Here is a 19,407-nt window from a genome sequence, read left to right as displayed (position 1 = left end):
AAAGGAAGAAATGAATGCAATCTTATACTACACATATTTTAGCACAATTAAAAAATGGCCATCTTTCAATTGAGGAAGCTGAGGAACAATTGAAGGGCTTTACAGATTACGGATTTGCCAAAGTGGACGATGAGCGTGAATTCAGACAAGGATTTCCTGAGGTTATCTTTGGGGCAGGCAAAAACACAGAACAAATTTTACATATATTTAAGCATTTGGTTTATAAGGGGAATACCGTTTTAGCTACAAGGGTTGACCCAAAATCTGCAGAAGAAGTATGCAGGCAGGTGGATGGAGCTGTATATGATTCATCCGGCAGAACACTTTTGTATAAGCCTGAGGATTATGAACTGAAGACGGAGAAGAAAATTGGGGTTATCTGTGCAGGGACTTCTGACATTCCTATGGCCCGGGAGGCAGAAGTGACGATTGAAGCTATGGGACACCATTACGAAAGTTTTTATGATATTGGAGTAGCGGGGATTCATCGTTTATTTGCGCAAATTGACGAGATTAAAAAGTGTGATGTATTGATTGTTGTAGCGGGAATGGAAGGTGCACTTCCCAGTGTAGTCGGGGGATTGGTTTCCACTCCTGTTATAGCGGTTCCGACCAGCATAGGATATGGTGCACACTTAAATGGCATTACATCTTTGTTAAGCATGCTTAACACATGCGCTTCCGGCGTAACGGTGGTGAATATAGACAATGGATTTGGTGCGGGCTACTCAGCTTCTTTGATGCTAAGAGTCTGAACATAAAAACAAAGCGGGGTAAATGTAATGAACATATTATTTATAGATTGCGGTATTTCTGGCATTGCTGGAGATATGTCTCTGGCAGCCTTCACAGAATTGGGCGTTGATTTATCAATTGTAGAAAGAAAGCTTAAATCTGTAATTAAGGAAGAGTTTTCGCTAGGGACAAAAAAGGTTGTAAAGAAGGGGATCTCCAGTACGGAATTAGTCATTCATACAGAAGAAGAAAAACACTCACACCGCCACTATACACACATAAAAAAAGCAATTGAAGAATCTGACCTTGAAGAGGCAGAAAAAGAAACGGCCCTAAAAATGTTTGAAACGATAGGGTCAGCAGAGGCAAAAATACATGACAGCACTCTCGAAAAGGTGCATTTCCACGAAGTTGGAGGTGTAGATTCGATGATTGATATTATAGGGACCGCAATTGCTTACAATACATTAAAAATTGAAAAGGTAGTCTGTACTCCGGTTGCTGCAGGAAATGGATATATCAAAATTGCTCATGGCCTTTATCCTGTGCCAGCCCCGGCAACATTGGAAATTCTAAAAGATATTCCATTGCGGAAAACTGACATTCAAAGTGAATTGACGACACCTACTGGTGCTGCCATTGTCCGTACCCTGGCTAATGAGTTCGGGAACATGCCTTCCATGAAAGTTCAGAAAATCGGATATGGCGCAGGGTCAAAGGATTTCAAATCCCACCCAAATGTTGTCAGGTTTGTGATCGGAGAACAATAACAGGAGGGGAAGTGTCCAAATGAATATACATAACAGTTTAGTCAAAGAACAAAAGCTGAAGGAAATACTTTCAGAGATGGAACGGATTATTATTGCATTTTCAGGAGGGGTAGATAGTACCTACTTATTAAAGGTGGCTTTAGATACATTAGGAAAAGAAAATGTGCTTGCTATTACAGCTGACTCGGAATCTTTTCCTCCTTCCGAGCTGGAAGAAACTATTCGAATTGCCAATACAATTGATGCCCCGCATCAAATTATTAAGATGTCAGAACTCTCCATTCCCGGATATTCGGAAAATGATTCAAACAGATGCTATTACTGTAAAAAGGGACTGTTTGAAAATTTGTATCCAATTATGATTGAAAAAGGTTATCATAACTTGACTTTTGGTCTCATTAAAGATGATTTAGGAGAACATCGTCCTGGTGTAAAGGCTGCTATTGAAAAAAATGTAAGAGGCCCTCTTGCTGAGGCTGATATTACGAAAGAAGATATCAGGATCCGTTCCAAGGAGCTGGGACTTGATACATGGGACAAACCCTCACTCGCATGTTTATCCTCCAGAATAGCATATGGTGAAAAAATCACAATTGAGAAGTTGAGGAAAGTTGATGAGGCCGAGCAGTTTATTAAGGGATTTGGAATCAAGCAGGTCCGTGTCAGAGTTCACAATGAAATTGCAAGAATCGAAGTTGATCCGTCAGATATGAATGAACTCTTAAAGTATCATAAAGAAATCTCTGAGCAATTAAAATTGATTGGATTTAAATATACAGCTATGGACCTGGCTGGGTATAAAAGCGGAAGTATGAATAAATTGCTGGAAGGAACAGCTATATAATGAATGAACTTAACTGTATTGGAGAGGGAAAAACGGAATCTTGCCGCTGGGGGAATTTAGATGCTTGAGAGCGGATTACTTTCTTATATTATTGCTTGGTTTCACATTAGGAATAAAACATTCAACAGAGCCCGATCACATTATCGCGGTTTCAACAATTGCAAGCCAGACAAAGCGCTTGGTTCGCTCTTCGCTCTCAGGTGTTTTCTGGGGGCTGGGCCACACGTTAATGCTCCTGTTATTTGGGGTAACGGTTATAGCACTTAATCAGCATATTCCTGGCCCTCTTGCACTTTCTCTTGAATTGGCAGTGGGCATAATGCTTATATATCTTGGCTTTACTGGCTTTAAGGACAATAAACAGCAAAGGCCGAACACAAAGCATTATCACAAGAAGTCTTTTATCATTGGAGGGATTCATGGTCTGGCTGGCAGTGCAGCTTTAGTTCTATTAACAACTGCACAGGCTCAAACAGAGTTGCAAGCTTTTCTTTTTATCCTCATTTTTGGAGCAGGAACAATTATTGGAATGCTTCTCTTTACTACTGTTCTTGGGTTGCCCTTTTTAATCACTTCTCAAGCTCAAAAGAAAATACACTCAAATCTTATAAGGATCTCTTCAGCAGCAAGTGTACTATATGGGGTTTATTATATTTTTGAGGTTGGCAGTGATTTATTTCTTTAGAAGTTTAGGTCGCAGGGTATTTAGCAAGTGATGAGTAGGTTATTAGTATGTTTAACGATCGAGATTGGGTTCGCCACAGGATTAAATGCAAGAAAGCCTATGCTGGCATATTACCGGCATAGGCTTATTTTTTATGGGATTTTAACTGAGCTAGCCGGTGAATGGGGAGTGCTCTAGGAGTGGATGCGCTTTTTGAGCTGGTTTATTTCCATTTCTTGAACCCCGCTCTTTTCACTGAGGTGAACGATATCAATTTTTGTGCCTTTTATTGCGTCAGAGATGACGTTAAAAGTCTCTTAATGCTGTTCTAACTTCGTTTCAATATGCTTAAAATGACTTCTGGCATTGTTCTCAATCTGTTCAGAAAGTCTTTCAATGCTATTTTCAACAATTCCCAGCTTATTATCAACAGTATCTATACTGTTTTCAACGTTCCCAAGCCTGCTATTAACATCAGAAATATCATGATCAATGGAATCAAATCTCTGATCAATGGAATCGAACTTCTGATCAGCCGAATCAAATCTCTTTGAATGTTCCTTTAAGGTACTTAAAATTTCATTAAGAATCTTCTCCATTTTTCTCACCTCCTTTTCGACATTATACCACATGCCGCTGAATTTCATGCTGCTGAGAAAGCAGTACAAATGGACCCCGGAACAAAGCTTATAAACATTTAATACAAAAATCGGCATGATAAATTGACTGTTTTTGTCACAACATAATGAAAGGCAGAGGTAGGGAACTACAGTCCTTTAATACGGCAGTTTAATGGCATTTACAGGCTCAAGACTCCATGCTATACTCACTGACGGTAAAAATGGAATATGACTTAATTCTGTATAGATCTGGACACCGGAGGGAGAAGAAATGGGCAAGAATAGAAGAGGATATACTTATAGTACAAAAGCGGAGAGATTGCTGGAGTACATATATGTTTTAATAGGATCTGGAATTGTCGCCATTGCATTTAACGTGTTTTTGCTGCCCAATCGAATTGCATCAGGAGGGGTGAGCGGGATCAGTACGATCCTGGATGCGGTTGCTGGCTGGGAGCCCGCATACGTGCAGTGGGCATTTAATATACCGCTTTTTATTGCAGGCGTACTTTTGCTCGGCAAACAATTTGGGGCAAAAACGCTGGCGGGAACAATCTTTCTGCCCTTAGTTGTTTTCCTTACAAAAGAATATGAGCCATGGACATCAGATCCGCTGCTGGCTTCTCTGTTTGGCGGAATTGGCGTTGGCCTGGGTTTAGGCATCGTTTTCCGGGGTAAAGCATCAACAGGAGGGACAGACCTTGCAGCACAGATTATTAACAAGTATACAGGTTTGTCTCTTGGAACCTGTGTTGCGATAATCGATGGATTGATCGTACTGTCGGCTGCGATTATTTTCGACATAGAGCAGGGGCTGTATGCCTTAATTGCTTTATATGTAACAAGCAAAACAATCGATCTCATACAGCTTGGATTCAGCCGGACAAAGATGGCTTTAATCATTACTGAAAAACAAAGTGAAGTTCGTGAAGGAATTCTGAATAAAATTGACCGAGGTGTGACAAAACTATCAGCATACGGTGGTTATACTGACCATGAACGCCCAGTCCTCATGTGTGTGGTGGACCAGACGGAGTTCACAAAATTGAAACAACTGGTTCAAACCATTGATCCTACTGCATTTATCATTGTTACGGATGCTTCCGAGGTGTTGGGCGAGGGTTTCAAACGAGCATAGTGTTGGTATAATATAGCTGTACTTAGTATTTTTTCCTGAGGGGGAATTATAGGTGAAAAAGAAGCTACTAGCATTACTGATGGGTACATCTTTAGTTCTTGCAGCCTGCGGCGGCGGAGACGATGCTGCTGAAGACAAGGACACTGCTACAAACGGCGGCGGTGAAACAACGACTGATACTGCTGATGCTGGTGATGCACAAAAGCTTTATGAACAGAAATGTTCAAGCTGCCACGGTGCAAACCTTGAAGGCGGTGTAGGACCTGCACTAGATAAAATTGGTGCCAGCCTATCACAGGAAGATATTGAAAACACAATTGCTAACGGTAAAGGAGCTATGCCTAAAGGATTGCTTCAGGGAGAAGAAGCTTCTGCAGTAGCATCCTGGCTAGCAGGCAAGAAATAATAGGGTTCTAAATAAAAACGTTCTGTTCAGCAGGGCGTTTTTATTTTTTCTGTTATCGTTAGGTATGCTGTTACTGATTTGATTGGAGCGGAAGGTGCGAGACTCCACGGAGCAGCGGGACAGATGAGACTCCAAGACGAGAAACGCCGAAGATGCTCAGCGCCCGTCCCGCGGAAAGCGAGCATACTGAAGCGCAAATCAACGGACTGCATTAAGGTGCAAAAACAACGAGGCTATTTTCTTTACAGCTTTGCTGAGGAAAGACAATATGTGACAAATATCGAGTGAATGCAATATGCAAAAAGAAGGAAAAATTCTTTGATTGAGTGAATAAAACCCAAGAATATTAATGAAACTCAGGAAAAAAGTAACAATAGTTAAGGGATTGAAAAGAAACTGTAATAATTTTTTCCGTTATTTTGACAACTTATGATGTTATAATGGGTTGTGTGAGAATTTTAGATGGCTAAATAGGCAGTATTTACAAGTATTTTGTCATCCTCTATGTCGAAAGGATGTCGTTTTTTAGCGAAAAAAGCCGTCTGTTATTTAATTCTTAATACACACTAGATGCTAGGTGATATATATGATCGATATGAAAGACGTCTATAAGAGATACCCCAATGGCGTTACAGCAGCCAGCGGGATTGATGTGCATATCAAACAAGGTGAGTTTGTTTATGTAGTAGGACCGAGTGGTGCCGGTAAATCCACTTTTATCAAAATGATGTACCGGGAAGAAAAGCCTTCGAGCGGAACGATAACTATTGACGGAGTAAATCTGGCTACATTAAAGAATGCAAAGGTACCGCTAATGCGACGTAAAATCGGTGTCGTTTTCCAGGACTTTAAGCTACTCCAGACACTGACTGTCTATGAGAATGTTGCTTTTGCTCTTGAGGTTATTGAAGAGCATCCGAAGAATATTAAAAAACAAGTCATGGAAACTTTGGACCTTGTAGGTTTAAAGCATAAGGCAAGAATGCTTCCGACCGAATTATCAGGCGGGGAGCAGCAGCGTGTTTCCATCGCCAGATCCATCGTAAATTCTCCAAAGGTCGTGATTGCGGACGAGCCTACAGGAAACCTTGACCCGGATACTTCATGGGAAATCATGAACATTTTCGATGAAATCAACACGAGAGGAACGACTGTGGTCATGGCAACTCATAATAAAGAAATTGTTAACACGATTAAGCACCGAGTAATTGCCATTGAAGGCGGAAGGATTGTGCGTGACGAGCAAAGAGGTGATTACGGCTATGAAAGCTAGAACATTGGGCCGGCACTTCCGTGAAAGCTTTAAGAGCCTCGGACGAAATGGATGGATGACGTTTGCTTCGGCAAGTGCGGTGACAGTAACGCTCATTTTGGTTGGCGTATTTTTCGTCATTATGATGAATCTCAACAAGGTGGCTACAACCATTGAAGAGGACGTGGAAATCCGCGTTCACATCGATGTTGCTGCAAATGAGCAGGATCAGGAAGTTTTACGGCAAAAAATCGAAGGAATATCAGAAGTTAAAACAGTTGAATATTCAACTAAGGAAAAAGAGCTTGATAGTTTAATAGACAGCCTTGGTGAAGAAGGAGAAGCCTTCAAACTGTTCGAACAGGATAATCCGCTGAACGATGTATTTATCGTAAAGACGAAAAACCCGGCAGATACAATGAAAGCTGCGAAACAGATTGAAAAAATGGAATATGCCGCAAAAGTAAAATATGGCCAGGGCCAGGTTGAGAAGCTATTTAACTTTATCAATGCCGGCCGAAATGTTGGCCTTGTATTGATTATCGGCCTATTATTTACTGCTATGTTCCTGATTTCAAATACGATTAAAATTACGATCATGTCTCGAAGAAAAGAAATTGAGATTATGAGATTGGTAGGAGCAACCAATTCCTTCATTAGATGGCCATTCTTCCTGGAAGGCTTATGGCTTGGATTGCTTGGATCGATTATTCCGATTGCACTTGTTTCGACAGCCTACTATTATGCCTTTGATTATTTGGCGCCAAAGCTTGAAGGACACTTTATCAAGCTGCTGGAATTTAGTCCGTTTGTCTATCAGATCTCCGGACTTATTATCCTGATGGGTGCACTTATTGGTGTATGGGGAAGCTTGATGTCAGTCAGAAAGTTCCTGAAAGTATAAAACCAGCTTAGAAGGCCCTGCGGGGGGAACCTGTCCAGGCGCCTTCAAGCCTCATAATAATAGACGATTCAGCAGTGTTAAATGTTTCAGAGATAGTAAAAAAAATAGAACGATTGACCTGTACATATGGTGTTCATTGAAAGGAGAAATCGGAAAATTGAAGAAATCCATCATCACATTATCATTGGCTGCCATTTTGGGATTTGGCAGCGCAACAGTCGGACTGCCTCTTGAAAAGGCGTCTGCAGAAAATAAACTAAACGATCTAAACAGCCAAAAGGACAAAATTAACCAGCAGCGTTCAGGAGTAGAATCGAAGATTACCGATACAGATAAAAAGATTAACGAAAATCAGGGCGAGCAGCAGTCTGTACAAAGTGAGATTGAGCGCCTTGATAAAGCGATCAGTGATGCTTTAGCAAAGATTGAAGAGAAAAACGGCCAGATTGCAGAAACAAAAAAGGAAATTGAAAAATTAGAAGCCGAAATTGAAGTATTAGTAGAGCGCATCAAAAAGCGAAATGAACTATTAAAAGATCGCGCCCGCAACTATCAGGAAACTGGCGGAATGGTGAGCTATATTGATGTTTTAATGGGTGCGCAAAGCTTTGGAGACTTTGTTGAGCGCGTTGGAGCAGTTGCAACAATCGTAGAAGCTGACCAGGATATTCTTAAAGCGCATCAGGCGGATAAAGACGAGCTGGAGAAAAAACAGGCTCAGGTAAAAGAAGAGCTTGCCTCTTTAGAAAAGATGCGTGCCGAGCTTGAAAGCATGAAAAAGAGCTTAAATGCCCAAAAGGCAGAGAAAGATAAACTGCTTAAATCCCTAAAGCATGAAGAAGAGGAAATGCATGCTCATAAACTTGAATTAGCAGAAGAAAATGAAATTCTTGCAGCTCAGGAAGCAGCAATTCAAAAAGCGATCAAGCTTGAGCAGGAAAGACAAGCTGAGGCAGCAAGACAAGCTGAATTGGCAAAACAGAAAGCTGCTCAGGAAGCGGCTAAAAAGAGCAGCTCTTCATCAGCAGGAAGTTCATCAGCAGGAAGCAGCTCATCAAGCAGCCCGCAGGTTACACCACCTTCAGTATCAAGCGGAGCCTGGACAAAACCGGCTGCAGGAAGACTTTCTTCAGGTTTTGGCGGACGTTCATTAGGTGAGCACTATGGTGTTGATATTGCTGCAGGCGGAACAGTACCGATCGTGGCAGCGGCAGACGGTGTTGTAATCCGTTCATACTACTCCAGCAGTTATGGAAATGCGATATTTATTGCTCATTCTATTGGCGGACAAACTTACACAACTGTATACGCTCATATGAGAAGCCGTTCTGTAGGCTCTGGCCAGACTGTTTCTAAAGGCCAGCAAATCGGCATCATGGGTAATACTGGACAATCTTATGGCCAGCATCTGCACTTTGAACTTCACAGAGGTTCTTGGAATGCAGCAAAATCAAATGCGATTAATCCTGTAGGCATTGTGCCTCTATAAAAAATAGTGAAAGTGGAAGGAGCTAAGCTTCTTCCACTTTTCTTTTACCCGTAAAGCAGGTCTTTAATCCTATTATCAGCGTTTTATTTTACGCTTGGAGGAGTGTCATGAATATATGGAGGAGCCGGCTTCAGCTTAGGTGCTGGAGCAAAAGGCGGAACTTCCTGCTTGTATTGGAAGGTTCCCTGGCCATCCATGTTCCGACCTTGAGCCCAGCGGCCCTGGCTGCTTTCATCTCCTCTTGAAAGGTTCATAAATACATAGGAAAACTCTTCTTTTTCAACCTCCTTCGGGAATGTGCTTGGCACGGTTTTCCCTTCCTGGGCTTCAAGCTCTTTTATCGCAGCAAGCCATTGGTTTTGATGCATGCGGTCACGGGCAATTAAGAAGGCCAGCATGTCCTTGACACCGCGGTCATCAGTCATTTCATACAGACGGACAGCCTGCAGACGTCCCCGGGACTCGGCATTCAGGTTTGCACGAAAATCAGCCAGCAGGTTTCCGCAGGCTTCGATGTAACCACCCTGCCAAGGGACCCCGACACCACTGACAGGCATGGCACCAAGACCGGAAACAATCACATGCTGCGGGTTCATTCCGCCCAAAATCGCAGCAAGAAGCGGATCCTGGGCAGCTTTTTCCTGCTCTTTTTTACAGGAGCGCCATCCATCAGGAGGGCAATCATGGTGGCAAGCATTTCAATATGGGCCAATTCTTCGGTCCACGTATCCATTAATAAATCCCGATATTTACCATACTTTCGTGCACCCCAGCCCTGAAATAAATACTGCATGGCCACAGACATTTCCCCAAATTTTCCGCCAATCGGCTCCTGGAGCTTTTTAGCATACACCAATTATATTGAAGTTCTTTGATGGGATAGAACATTTGCACACACCCTTTATGTGAAAATCCCCTTAATATATTCTTAAATTGAGATATTGTGCATATGCCTAACCTGATTATTGAAAACATAACTTGTCCTGATCCTGCATAGGATGTGATGAGCAAGGTCATATTCCATCATCCACAATGGAAAGTTTCTATAAGGCCTAAGAGACCGCTGCAAAATAGAAAGGGAGATGAAGATGAGCAGAAAATGGATCGCCGTTCTGATGACGGGATCTTTGCTGACAGGAGCTGGCGGTACATATGCAGGTATGCAGTGGCTGGCAAAGGAAGCTCCGCAGACAGGGGCAGGAAATCAATTAATAGATTCTAAGGAAAACGGAACACAAATTGAAAAAGAGAAAATCGAAAAGATGGAAACGGCCTATCAGTTAATCTTAAATAGCTATGTGGAAAAAGTAGAGGAAAAGCAGCTCGTGGAGGGAGCCATCCAGGGCATGCTTGCAACCCTTGAAGATCCTTACTCTGTTTATATGGATGAAGAAACAGCAAAACAATTCAGTGATACACTGGAATCTTCTTTTGAAGGAATCGGGGCAGAAGTCAGCATGGTGGAAGGTAAGATCATCATTGTTGCACCGTTTAAAGATTCACCAGCTGAAAAAGCAGGGCTTAAGCCAAAAGATGAAATTTTAAAAGTGGATGGGGAAAGTGTGGAGGGTCTTGATTTATATAAAGCTACCATGAAGATCCGCGGGAAAAAAGGAACAAAGGTAGAGCTTGAAATTGCGCGCCAGGGACTGAAGGAACCTTTAAAGGTAGAGGTAAAAAGAGATGAGATTCCACAAATTACAGTATACTCGGAAATCAAGAAGCAAAGAGGAAAGAATGTAGGATATCTGGAAATCACCTCCTTTTCCGAAGAGACATCCAAGGAATTTGCCAAACAGCTGAGTGAAATGGAGAAAGAGGGGATTGAGGGCCTTGTAATCGATGTGCGCGGAAATCCCGGAGGCCTCCTGACATCAGTACAGGAAATCCTGAAGGAATTGGTTACGGCTGATAAGCCATATCTGCAGATAGAAAAACGGGATGGAGAAAAAATGAGGTATTTCTCCACGCTTGAAAAGCCTAAAAGCTATCCGATTGCTGTACTTGTTGATAAAGGGAGTGCATCTGCATCGGAGATTCTTGCCGGCGCTTTAAAGGAAGCTCAAGGGTACGCCATAATCGGTGAGAACTCATTTGGGAAGGGCACTGTTCAGCAGCCTGTTCCGATGGGAGATGGCAGCAATATCAAGCTTACTTTGTTTAAATGGCTGACACCTGACGGAAACTGGATCCATAACAAGGGAATCAAGCCAACTCTCGAGGTCAAACAGCCAGACATCTACCAAACACATCCTTTGCAGGTGGAGAAGCCTTTGGCAATCGATATGAATAATGAAATGGTGAAGAATGCACAGGAAATTCTGGCGGGCCTTGGATATGCTCCAGGACGGACAGATGGCTACTTCAATGATTCCACTGCAGCCGCTGTAAAAGCATTTCAGAAGCAAAAAGAGCTTGAAGCATCCGGCCGGATAGACAAGAAAACAGCAGCAGCGCTTGAACAGGCCGCCATCGAGGAAATGAGGAAAGAGCAGAATGATCTTCAGCTGCAAACGGCTCTGAGATATATTGCAAGATAGCCAATTTTGTCGAATGCAAACTTTCATTAGCAGGAGGGATTTTCCTTCTGCTAATTTTGTATTTGAGCCAGATTGTGATAGGTTTTGGAAGGCGCTTTTGGTAGAATATAGAGTAATAGAGTTTTCTGTTTGTTACATAATTCATGAGAATTTATTAATAGAGGCTGGTGGCAAGTTTGATAGAGGAGTGGATTTTTGAGTTTTTAAAAGGAACAGGAAAGCTGCTGCTGAATCCGGTATTTTATTACCTGTTTTTTGTAGCTGCATTTTTGGGGGTTTCCCGTGTAAGGCGTGAGCGCAAAGACTTTTCTGTTCGTGCGGAAAATGCTTATTTTGAGCTGAGGCAGCTTCTGCCTCTGGGTATCCTGGCAGGTCTATCAGTGAGTGTTGTGATGGTTGGAGCAGGACTTGTCGTACCAGTGGAAACGATTGTTCTTACTGCTGCTCTTACGTTCCTGTGGAGCTTTACGGCAAAAGTGAGATGGATGGCGCCTGTTTATACGCTGGGCTTTGCATTTTTCGCAACAATGTTTGCTGCTGAACAGAAATGGCCATTGCCATCTTTCGCCCAGTCGGCAGCGGACCTTGACTCTTCCATCTTTCCGTCCATCGCTGTTCTCCTGGCTCTTCTTGTTATTGCAGAAGGCTTCCTGATTATAAGAAACGGCCGGAAAGGGACATCTCCCAGGCTTGTAAAGAGTAAACGGGGCCAGACGATCGGCATTCATGAATCAAAAAGAATCTGGATGGTGCCTGTGTTTTTGCTTATTCCCGGTCAGGCACTGCAGCTGCCATTTGATTGGTGGCCAGTGATTCCAATCGGCGGGGAAGTGTATTCGCTCATTCTTGTCCCTTTTTCGATAGGCTTTTACCAGCGGATTCAGGGCACGCTTCCTAAAGAGGCAACAGCATTGCTCGGACAAAGAATCTGCGTGTTTGGCGTACTTCTTTTGCTGATTTCATCTGCAGGCTACTGGTATCCGCTTGCTTCTGTGGGTGCAGCCGCACTGGCTATCATCGGGCGTGAATTCATCTCTCTCCGCCAGAGAATGGCAGAGGACCAGGCACCGTCTTACTTTTCCAAGCGCAATCAGGGAATAATGGTGCTTGGAGTAGTTCCGGATTCACCAGCTTATAAAATGTCTCTGCAAGTGGGAGAGGTTGTTACAAAAGTCAATGGTGTGAAGATCCATAATGAAAAGGGCTTCTATGAAGCGCTGCAAAAGAACGGGGCTCACTGCAAACTTGAGGTTCTTGATGTGAATGGCCAGGTGCGGTTCGTCCAGCGCGCTCTTTATGAGGGCGACCATCATGAACTTGGATTGCTTTTTGTGCAGGAAGAGAAGAAATGGGATAGTGAAGCGGTGTAAGTGTTACTTTTCATTAACAGCCGGAATACGTACTTAATCCTCCGGAAAGATTTTCATAACATTTATAGAGACCCTTCATTAATTATATTGAAGGGTCTTTTTTGATTAAAAAATGTGAAGTTTTCTGAAACTCACGGGGCGGTTAGATAAATAACTAGAAGAGACTTTACTCAAAACGTTTTGTTTTGATCATCCCTAAAGTCCAGTTCACTGACTTCAGCAGCTGCATTCATATTACATAATTGTTAGATTAATGTAAGATAAATCGATTTTTAACTAATAAAAGATTGTCTATACTTCTTTCATAGTGATAAAACAGGAAGGGAGTATATATTATGGATTTATCTCAAATGAACGTGGAACTGTTTAGGATCATTAATGACTTTGGTAAAGAACATACATATTTAAACCATACTTTCATATTTTTAGCCGAGTATATGGTATTTGTCCTTGGATTAATGGCTTTAATTTTCTGGTTTACCAGGAGAAAAGAAAACAGGTTTATGATCATCTCGGCTGCTGCCGCCTTTATCATGGCTGAGATTATCGGTGAAATTGCTGGAAAGTTGCATTCAAACAATCAGCCATTTGCAGAATTGTCTAATGTAAACAAATTAATAGAGAAAGCAGTAGATAATTCCTTTCCAAGTGACCATACCATTTTATTCTTTGCATTTTGTACGACTTTTTTCATCTATCAAAAAAGATGGGGATACCTTTGGATCATCATTGCCCTTTTGGTTGGCGTTTCCCGTATATGGGTGGGGGTACACTATCCTGCAGATGTCTTGGCTGGAGCGCTAATAAGCATTGTTTCGGCAATAATCGTTTCTTACATTGTCCCCCGTCTCAACTTTATAAAAAAGTTTCTATTGCTTTATGAAAAAGGGGAAAAATATATTTTTCCTGGCAGGGATAGGTCCAGAGAATTATAAAAGAATGCTATGATACGCTCAATTAGAAAGAATTAGAAACAGATAATTTTATAAAAAGTGTTTACTTTTAATGAAAAATCCATTAGATTGAATTTTGTAAACTGAATATCCTCGTTAGGTGAGGCTCCTGTGTTGGAGATATGCTGCTGCCCAAAAATGTCGAAAGACGCCAATGGGTCAACAGAAACCATCGACTTAAGGTGGTTTTTAATGTAGCTGGCTTTGTCCTATGCCACACAGTGCTAAAGCTCTACGAATGGAGGAACAGAATAACCAGGTTTGTTATTCTTATTTTTGTCATCTATAAACCTGCACCTTCATTCGAAAATGAAGGTGTTTTTTTATCTTTCCGGAGGTGAGGAGTAATGGAAAATGACCCCTGCTCAAAACATCATGAAAATAGAATGCATCTAACAGAATATGATAAGGGACATGATCCCTTGTTCCTTACAGAAGGAGTGACAAAAAATGAAGATAAATATGCCAGCAGATCAAATAACTCTTCAAATCATAAAGTCTTTAAAAGAAGGAAAAAAGGAAGAATTTCATGGAATCTTAGAAGAACTCCAGCCTTATGATATTGCAAGAGTATTCGAGGGACTCCCAGAAAAACATCACACACGCTTCCTGTTATTGCTTTCTCCTAAACAAATCGCTGACTTAATACAGGAGCTGGAAAAACCATATCAGCTGGAGATTCTCACTAAATTAGGATTAGAAAAGTCAGGGCACGTCATGGACTTAATGGAAAATGATGATTTGGCTTCTTTACTTGAAGACTTATCCCCTGACAAATTAGAGGAACTCCTTTCAGGTATGAAGGAGGAAGAGTCCCAAATTGTTCAAAACATCATGAACTATCCTCCTGAAACGGCAGGGCGATTGATGACTAACCGTTTTGTCTGGATACCTCAGCATTTCACTGTTAGAGAAACAGTAGACAAACTTAAAGTGTTTGCTGAATACTCAGAAACCATAAATTACTTATATGTCATTGATTACGATAAGAAGCTTGTTGGAGTTGTATCCTATCGGGATTTAATCCTGGCAGATGAAAAGGAAAAAATTCACGATATTATGTATAGCCGAGTCATTTCTGTTTCAGCGGATTCTGACCAGGAAGAAGTAGCCCGCATGATTGAGCGATATGATTTCTTGGCAATTCCTGTTGTGGAAAGTAATAACCAGCTGGTAGGGATTGTGACAGTAGACGATATTATTGATGTGGTTATAAGAGAGGCAAATGAAGATATTGAGAAGCTTTCAGCATCAGGTAAAGCCATTGATTTTGAGACGAAGGCATTTGTTGCTGCCTATCGCCGTCTTCCCTGGCTCATTTTACTTTTATTTATTGGTATAGTTTCCGGAACAATAATTAGCGGTTTTGAAGAAACGCTGTCAAAAGCGGTGGCTTTAGCATTCTTTATGCCCATGATAGCAGGTATGACAGGAAATACAGGCACCCAATCTTTAGCTGTTGTCGTAAGAGGGCTGGTTTCCCGTGATATTGACAAAGGGGTGGTTTTCAGGCTTATTTTTAGAGAGTTAAAAGTCGGTCTGATCATTGGATTTACTTGCGGAATATTAATATCCATCATTGCCCTCGTTTGGCAAGGAAATGCCGTTTTAGGGGTAGTGGTTGGAAGCTCTTTGGTTATGACACTGATCATTGGAACTTTAGCTGGCACTATCATACCAATCATTCTTTATAAATTAAATATTGACCCTGCCGTGGCTTCAGGTCCATTGATTACAACACTAAATGACATACTCTCATTACTCATTTACTTTGGAATTGCCACAATGTTTATATCAAAATTGATGTAGGTAAATGCATTGTCAATTCAAGATCAGCTGCCGAAACAGGTAGCTTTTTCTTATTCTATAAAAGGGGCAGGTTAGCGAAAAAATCAAAAGCCAATAATGAATAAGTTACGAATAAAAACTTGTTTATATTAACCGATGTTTTATATTTTTATTATGTAGTCAGTCAAATCTTCTTATTTTAATGCATTTTAGACTTCGTCATCTTCTATTCGAGCATTTCGCATCGATGAAAGACTGAACCACAGTCCGCATAAAGCTAGTCCAGCTATTGAAATCCATAAAGCCGTTATGAAACCTAGTCCGTCAGCGAGGGTACCTCCTAGTGGAGCGCCGATAACGACTGCACTACGATTGATGGATCGAAGTGTGGCATTCATACGACCTTGCAGGTGAGATGGCGTGACATACTGTCGATATCCCATTTCAAGAGGACCTTCGATTCCCATGGCAAAGCCGTAAAAGAACTGCCCAACAATCACAAAAATGAGAGCTATGTACTGCGAGTCGGAGTTGTTAGTTGCTGGAGCTAGAGCCATCAAGATAACTGCTGGAGCATAGAGAATTCGAGAAAAAGCAATTGCACGTCCGACGCCAAAGCGCACGCCGGCTTGAGGAGATAAAGAGGTTCCTGCGACAGCACCAACACCTGCAGCGGCGAGGACATACCCAAGGAGTGAGGCATCGAAGCCAAGCTCAATTAAAAAAATGGATACTAGGGTCGTCATGGTCATGCTATGAAAGAGAAACCAGGCGTGCGTGTTTAAAGCGAGTGTACGAAGGTATTGGTGTTGATAGACCCATCGCAAACCTTCCTTGATTTGCTGACCAAGTGGTCCAGTCTTCACTTTTTTTGAGGGCTGGTGTTTAATCGATGCCATTAATACACCTGAAAACAAATACGATAAGGCATCAAAAAGAAGGGCAAATGGTGCACCGATCAATGAGACGAGTCCACCTCCAATGGCTGGACCGCTCGTTTCCGCGACAGCTGAGCTTTGTTCTAACCGTGCATTTGCACGTGTTAATAAATGACGAGGGACGATTTGTGGCACAAAGGACTGGTAGGCAGTATCATTAAAAAGAGACAAAGCACCAAAGAGCACCAGCAGGAACATTAGCCAGCCAATACTGATTACTCCTGTGATAGACATTAAGCAAATGAAGGCAAGTATAATGCTGCGCCCCATATCTGTTACCGCCAATACAGTCTTTCGGTGAAAGCGATCAACCAAAACCCCCGCTATTAATCCCAACAGTACATACGGAAGCCATCTAGATGCTGAAACCCAGCCAACATCAACAGCACTGCCTCCCATATTACCAACTACTAATACCTGAAGAACCAGAGTTGTAATATATGTGCCAAAGCTTGAAGTTGTTGAGGCAATCCAAAAACGAACAAAGCTACTGTGCTCCCTTAATTTCATCGGGCTTCACCTCTTTTGCCAATTTATACAACTTATAAATATAGTAACTATACTGATTTTCAAAAAAGTGTAAACATAGAGTTTTATATGGGACAGACCTTGGGGGAGTAGTGGAAGGCTAACATTGGTTATTTATAAAAAAATCTTAACAAAGAGATGAAAAGAACAAAATCGAAATGGTCAATGACATGAAGGGAAAATTAGGAGTCAAGGTTCTTAAATTTTTTCTATAAGAAGGGTAATTCTCTATTTATCACAAAAATCCTTTATAAGGCTGCCATTCTCTAAGTCAGCTTTCTTCATGTCAAACGGGGCAGTTTAGCAGAAGAATAATGTTATAATTTGGATGTAAAATATGTGTCTACTTAAACAAACAGAGCATTAGTGAATCCAAATGAATGGACTATTGCTACTCACTGAAGGTGTATAAAAAGGAGTTGCTGGGTCTTGATAATTTATGCAGAAATTTAACGTGCAATTTCCATTGTAATACTTATTATTAGTTCTTCTATCTACCTTCGGCTTTTGGAAAAACCAAAAAACAAAGGAAACTTTCATCCTATGAACTTACAATGTATACCATCATCCAGATAGCATATATCTTCTTTGCAATTAGTTTATTGATTCCTATATTAGTGTAATTGAGAAGTGGGCTTATGTTCAAGATCAGCTGCTAATCGAGCAGCTTTTTTCTTCTTCAAATTAAGAGAGCAGGATGAGCAATATTCATTTAGAGAGGTGGATACGTTTTGAGTCTATATTATCACGAGTATGGAGATAAAAATGCCTCATTAATGGTCTTTTTGCATGGAGGTGGTGTAAGTAGTTGGATGTGGAATAAACAGATTAAACACTTTAGTCATTATCATTGTCTTGCAATAGACTTACCAGAACAAGGGAAAAGCAACGATGATAATATAGGGAATTTTACAATTAAATATAGTGCTGAGAGGGTTATTGAAATAATAGAAAAAAAGGCTTTTGAAAAAGAGGTAATTGTCATCGGATTCTCTTTGGGAGCACAAGTTATAGTTCAGATGCTGAGTATGAAACCCAATATGGTTAATTATGCAATCATAAATAGTGCGTTAGTTAGGCCTTCTCCATATATAAAAACAATGATTGCTCCTTCAATTAAATTAACATTTCCACTCATTAAGAATAAATTATTTTCAAAACTTCAAGCTAAAGCACTTTATCTCGATGAAGAATATTTTGAAACCTATTATAAAGAAAGTTCTTTAATGAAATCAGGTACACTTATTAGGATATTGGAAGAGAACATGTCTTTTGAGATACCAAGAGGCTTCGAAAAAGCGGAGTGTAAAATATTAGTGACTGTTGGTGAAAGAGAAAAGGCAATAATGAAAAAATCAGCAGCAGACATTGTTTTACATAATTCTAATTGTGAAGGAATAATCATACCTAATGCTGGTCACGGAATCTCATTAGCTAATCCTGATTACTTCAATGGAATAATTGAAAATTGGATTCAGGATGGCGTTCTGCCACTAGATGTAATGCCAATTAAGTGAAGATTATATATTGAATTATTTTGTGAAATACTGCTTTTTAACAAAATGGGCAGGTTTGTTGAATAATCTAAAAATAATTCTCTAACGGTGGGGGAGAAAACTTGCTTGATAAAATAAGACAGTTTTTTAAGATAAACAAACAAGAAGCGGAAGACGGAAGGTACGTAAATGTTCCAGAAGTTAGGGTAAATGAGGAGTTAAAAAGAAGCGTAATCGAACTAGAAAGATTAGCAGAACAATGGGGTAAAGCTCTTCAAAGAAAATATGCAAATTCATATGAAAACCAAGGAAAACAAAACCTAAGAATCTGGGTGTGCCGAGACATTGATGGAGATGAATTAAAAGAATTGAGTTCCGAAAAGTGTCTGGAAAAAGAATATCGTTCTCAAATCGTAATAGATTTTGATGATGACACAGTAGAAGATGATGAATATGCAGACATCATTCAGTTGTGGTATTACTATGGCGGGGGTGCTGGAACTATATATGATATTACAAAAAACAATTTAGTAAATGACATAGAAGTAGTCTTAAAAACTCTGCTTAAATAAATGTACAACAAACAAACCGCTTAATTAACAATCGGGGCAATTTAATACTAGAGGGAATTGAAAGTGGTGGCAATTTGTTTAAGAAAAGCATTAGATATCCGTTACTATTTTTTGTAGCAACAATAATTTGGCAGTTAATTGTCAACAAAGAGGTTAAGTGGGTTGATAATATAGGGATATCTTTTATGATATTTTTATTCGCTCTTTTATATAATTGGTCAAGTAAACCCTATAAATGGAAGAAAGACAGATGTAAATGAATACTTTTTAAAACTATTTTTTATTACTAACGATTGTAGTGATCGTAAGAAGATAAACGCTTTTATTCTTGAATTTCTTATTAGCTAAAGACCTGCGGTAATATGTCAACTCCAAAAGTTTAAAGATGTTTAGTTTTCAA

Annotated in this window: 18 protein-coding genes, 1 pseudogene and 1 riboswitch; of the genes and pseudogenes, 16 read left to right on the top strand and 3 right to left on the bottom strand. The window is 40.7% G+C overall.

Annotated elements, in window-relative coordinates:
• Positions 1-14 precede the first annotated feature (14 nt).
• From larB to NR125_RS25085, 5 genes are all read left to right on the top strand, one after another.
• Positions 15-755 carry a nickel pincer cofactor biosynthesis protein LarB gene (larB, locus tag NR125_RS25105; RefSeq protein WP_009331910.1) on the top strand — a complete coding sequence of 247 codons (741 nt, stop codon included), beginning with the start codon at positions 15-17 and terminating at the stop codon, positions 753-755.
• 27 nt (positions 756-782) lie between these two features.
• A complete protein-coding gene (gene larC / locus NR125_RS25100; protein WP_009331908.1) occupies positions 783-1,505 on the top strand; it encodes a nickel pincer cofactor biosynthesis protein LarC in 723 nt (240 codons plus the stop codon).
• Positions 1,506-1,524: 19 nt separating this feature from the next.
• Positions 1,525-2,349 (top strand): ATP-dependent sacrificial sulfur transferase LarE, encoded by an 825-nt coding sequence (larE, locus tag NR125_RS25095; protein WP_009331907.1) that lies wholly within the window; start codon positions 1,525-1,527, stop codon positions 2,347-2,349.
• A 91-nt stretch (positions 2,350-2,440) separates the two neighbouring features.
• Entirely contained in the window at positions 2,441-3,034 is a 594-nt protein-coding gene (locus NR125_RS25090; protein ID WP_256816347.1) for an urease accessory protein UreH, read from the top strand.
• 30 nt (positions 3,035-3,064) lie between these two features.
• Positions 3,065-3,211, top strand: coding sequence for a hypothetical protein (locus NR125_RS25085; RefSeq protein WP_226618535.1), 147 nt, complete (start codon positions 3,065-3,067; stop codon positions 3,209-3,211).
• Positions 3,212-3,330: 119 nt separating this feature from the next.
• On the opposite strand, the gene NR125_RS25080 is transcribed toward NR125_RS25085, so the two are convergent.
• Positions 3,331-3,612, bottom strand: coding sequence for a hypothetical protein (locus tag NR125_RS25080; RefSeq protein WP_071156380.1), 282 nt, complete (start codon positions 3,610-3,612; stop codon positions 3,331-3,333).
• A gap of 292 nt (positions 3,613-3,904) precedes the next feature.
• Between NR125_RS25080 and NR125_RS25075 the strand changes: the two genes are divergently transcribed.
• The 5 genes from NR125_RS25075 (at position 3,905) to NR125_RS25055 (ending at position 8,822) form a co-directional block, all read left to right on the top strand.
• Positions 3,905-4,771 (top strand): YitT family protein, encoded by an 867-nt coding sequence (locus tag NR125_RS25075; RefSeq protein WP_009331901.1) that lies wholly within the window; start codon positions 3,905-3,907, stop codon positions 4,769-4,771.
• A gap of 52 nt (positions 4,772-4,823) precedes the next feature.
• Positions 4,824-5,177, top strand: a complete 354-nt coding sequence (cccB, locus tag NR125_RS25070; RefSeq protein WP_019383351.1) for a cytochrome c551 — start codon at positions 4,824-4,826, stop codon at positions 5,175-5,177.
• 586 nt (positions 5,178-5,763) lie between these two features.
• The gene (gene ftsE, locus NR125_RS25065; protein WP_009331896.1) at positions 5,764-6,450 is read left to right on the top strand and encodes a cell division ATP-binding protein FtsE; all 687 of its coding nucleotides are present in this window, start codon (positions 5,764-5,766) and stop codon (positions 6,448-6,450) included.
• Positions 6,440-7,333, top strand: coding sequence for a permease-like cell division protein FtsX (ftsX, locus tag NR125_RS25060; protein WP_009331895.1), 894 nt, complete (start codon positions 6,440-6,442; stop codon positions 7,331-7,333). Before ftsE ends, ftsX begins: the two co-directional genes overlap by 11 nt.
• Positions 7,334-7,490: 157 nt before the next feature.
• Positions 7,491-8,822, top strand: coding sequence for a murein hydrolase activator EnvC family protein (locus tag NR125_RS25055; RefSeq protein WP_256816344.1), 1,332 nt, complete (start codon positions 7,491-7,493; stop codon positions 8,820-8,822).
• 83 nt (positions 8,823-8,905) lie between these two features.
• Here the strand turns inward: NR125_RS25055 and NR125_RS25050 are convergent.
• Positions 8,906-9,710: pseudogene (locus NR125_RS25050) on the bottom strand (manganese catalase).
• 200 nt (positions 9,711-9,910) lie between these two features.
• Between NR125_RS25050 and NR125_RS25045 the strand changes: the two are divergent.
• From NR125_RS25045 to mgtE, 4 genes are all read left to right on the top strand, one after another.
• Positions 9,911-11,362, top strand: coding sequence for a S41 family peptidase (locus NR125_RS25045; protein ID WP_217034581.1), 1,452 nt, complete (start codon positions 9,911-9,913; stop codon positions 11,360-11,362).
• A 176-nt stretch (positions 11,363-11,538) separates the two neighbouring features.
• The gene (locus NR125_RS25040) at positions 11,539-12,732 is read left to right on the top strand and encodes a PDZ domain-containing protein (protein ID WP_009331888.1); all 1,194 of its coding nucleotides are present in this window, start codon (positions 11,539-11,541) and stop codon (positions 12,730-12,732) included.
• A 335-nt stretch (positions 12,733-13,067) separates the two neighbouring features.
• On the top strand, positions 13,068-13,667 hold the full coding sequence (locus NR125_RS25035; RefSeq protein ID WP_256816341.1) for an undecaprenyl-diphosphatase: 600 nt from the start codon (positions 13,068-13,070) through the stop codon (positions 13,665-13,667).
• Between the two features lie 103 nt (positions 13,668-13,770).
• Positions 13,771-13,936, top strand: a riboswitch (M-box (ykoK) riboswitch).
• 199 nt (positions 13,937-14,135) lie between these two features.
• Positions 14,136-15,494 (top strand): magnesium transporter, encoded by a 1,359-nt coding sequence (mgtE, locus tag NR125_RS25030; protein ID WP_009331886.1) that lies wholly within the window; start codon positions 14,136-14,138, stop codon positions 15,492-15,494.
• Between the two features lie 188 nt (positions 15,495-15,682).
• On the opposite strand, the gene NR125_RS25025 is transcribed toward mgtE, so the two are convergent.
• A complete protein-coding gene (locus tag NR125_RS25025; RefSeq protein WP_256816340.1) occupies positions 15,683-16,921 on the bottom strand; it encodes an MFS transporter in 1,239 nt (412 codons plus the stop codon).
• A gap of 749 nt (positions 16,922-17,670) precedes the next feature.
• On the opposite strand from NR125_RS25025, the gene NR125_RS25020 reads away from it, so the two are divergent.
• Together NR125_RS25020 and NR125_RS25015 are read left to right on the top strand one after the other, a co-directional pair.
• Positions 17,671-18,456: an alpha/beta fold hydrolase gene (locus NR125_RS25020; RefSeq protein ID WP_192907887.1), complete on the top strand. Its 786-nt coding sequence runs from the start codon at positions 17,671-17,673 to the stop codon at positions 18,454-18,456.
• Between the two features lie 101 nt (positions 18,457-18,557).
• Complete coding sequence (locus tag NR125_RS25015; protein WP_192907886.1) at positions 18,558-19,007, top strand: hypothetical protein; 450 nt, start codon at positions 18,558-18,560, stop codon at positions 19,005-19,007.
• Positions 19,008-19,407: the final 400 nt, after the last annotated feature.

It is taken from the genome of Cytobacillus sp. Bac17 (assembly GCF_024519925.1).
In the GTDB taxonomy this organism is placed as follows: Bacteria; Bacillota; Bacilli; order Bacillales; family Cytobacillaceae; genus Cytobacillus; species Cytobacillus pseudoceanisediminis.
Note: the sequence above shows the minus strand (reverse complement) of the source record. Positions and strands in the feature narration are given on the sequence as shown.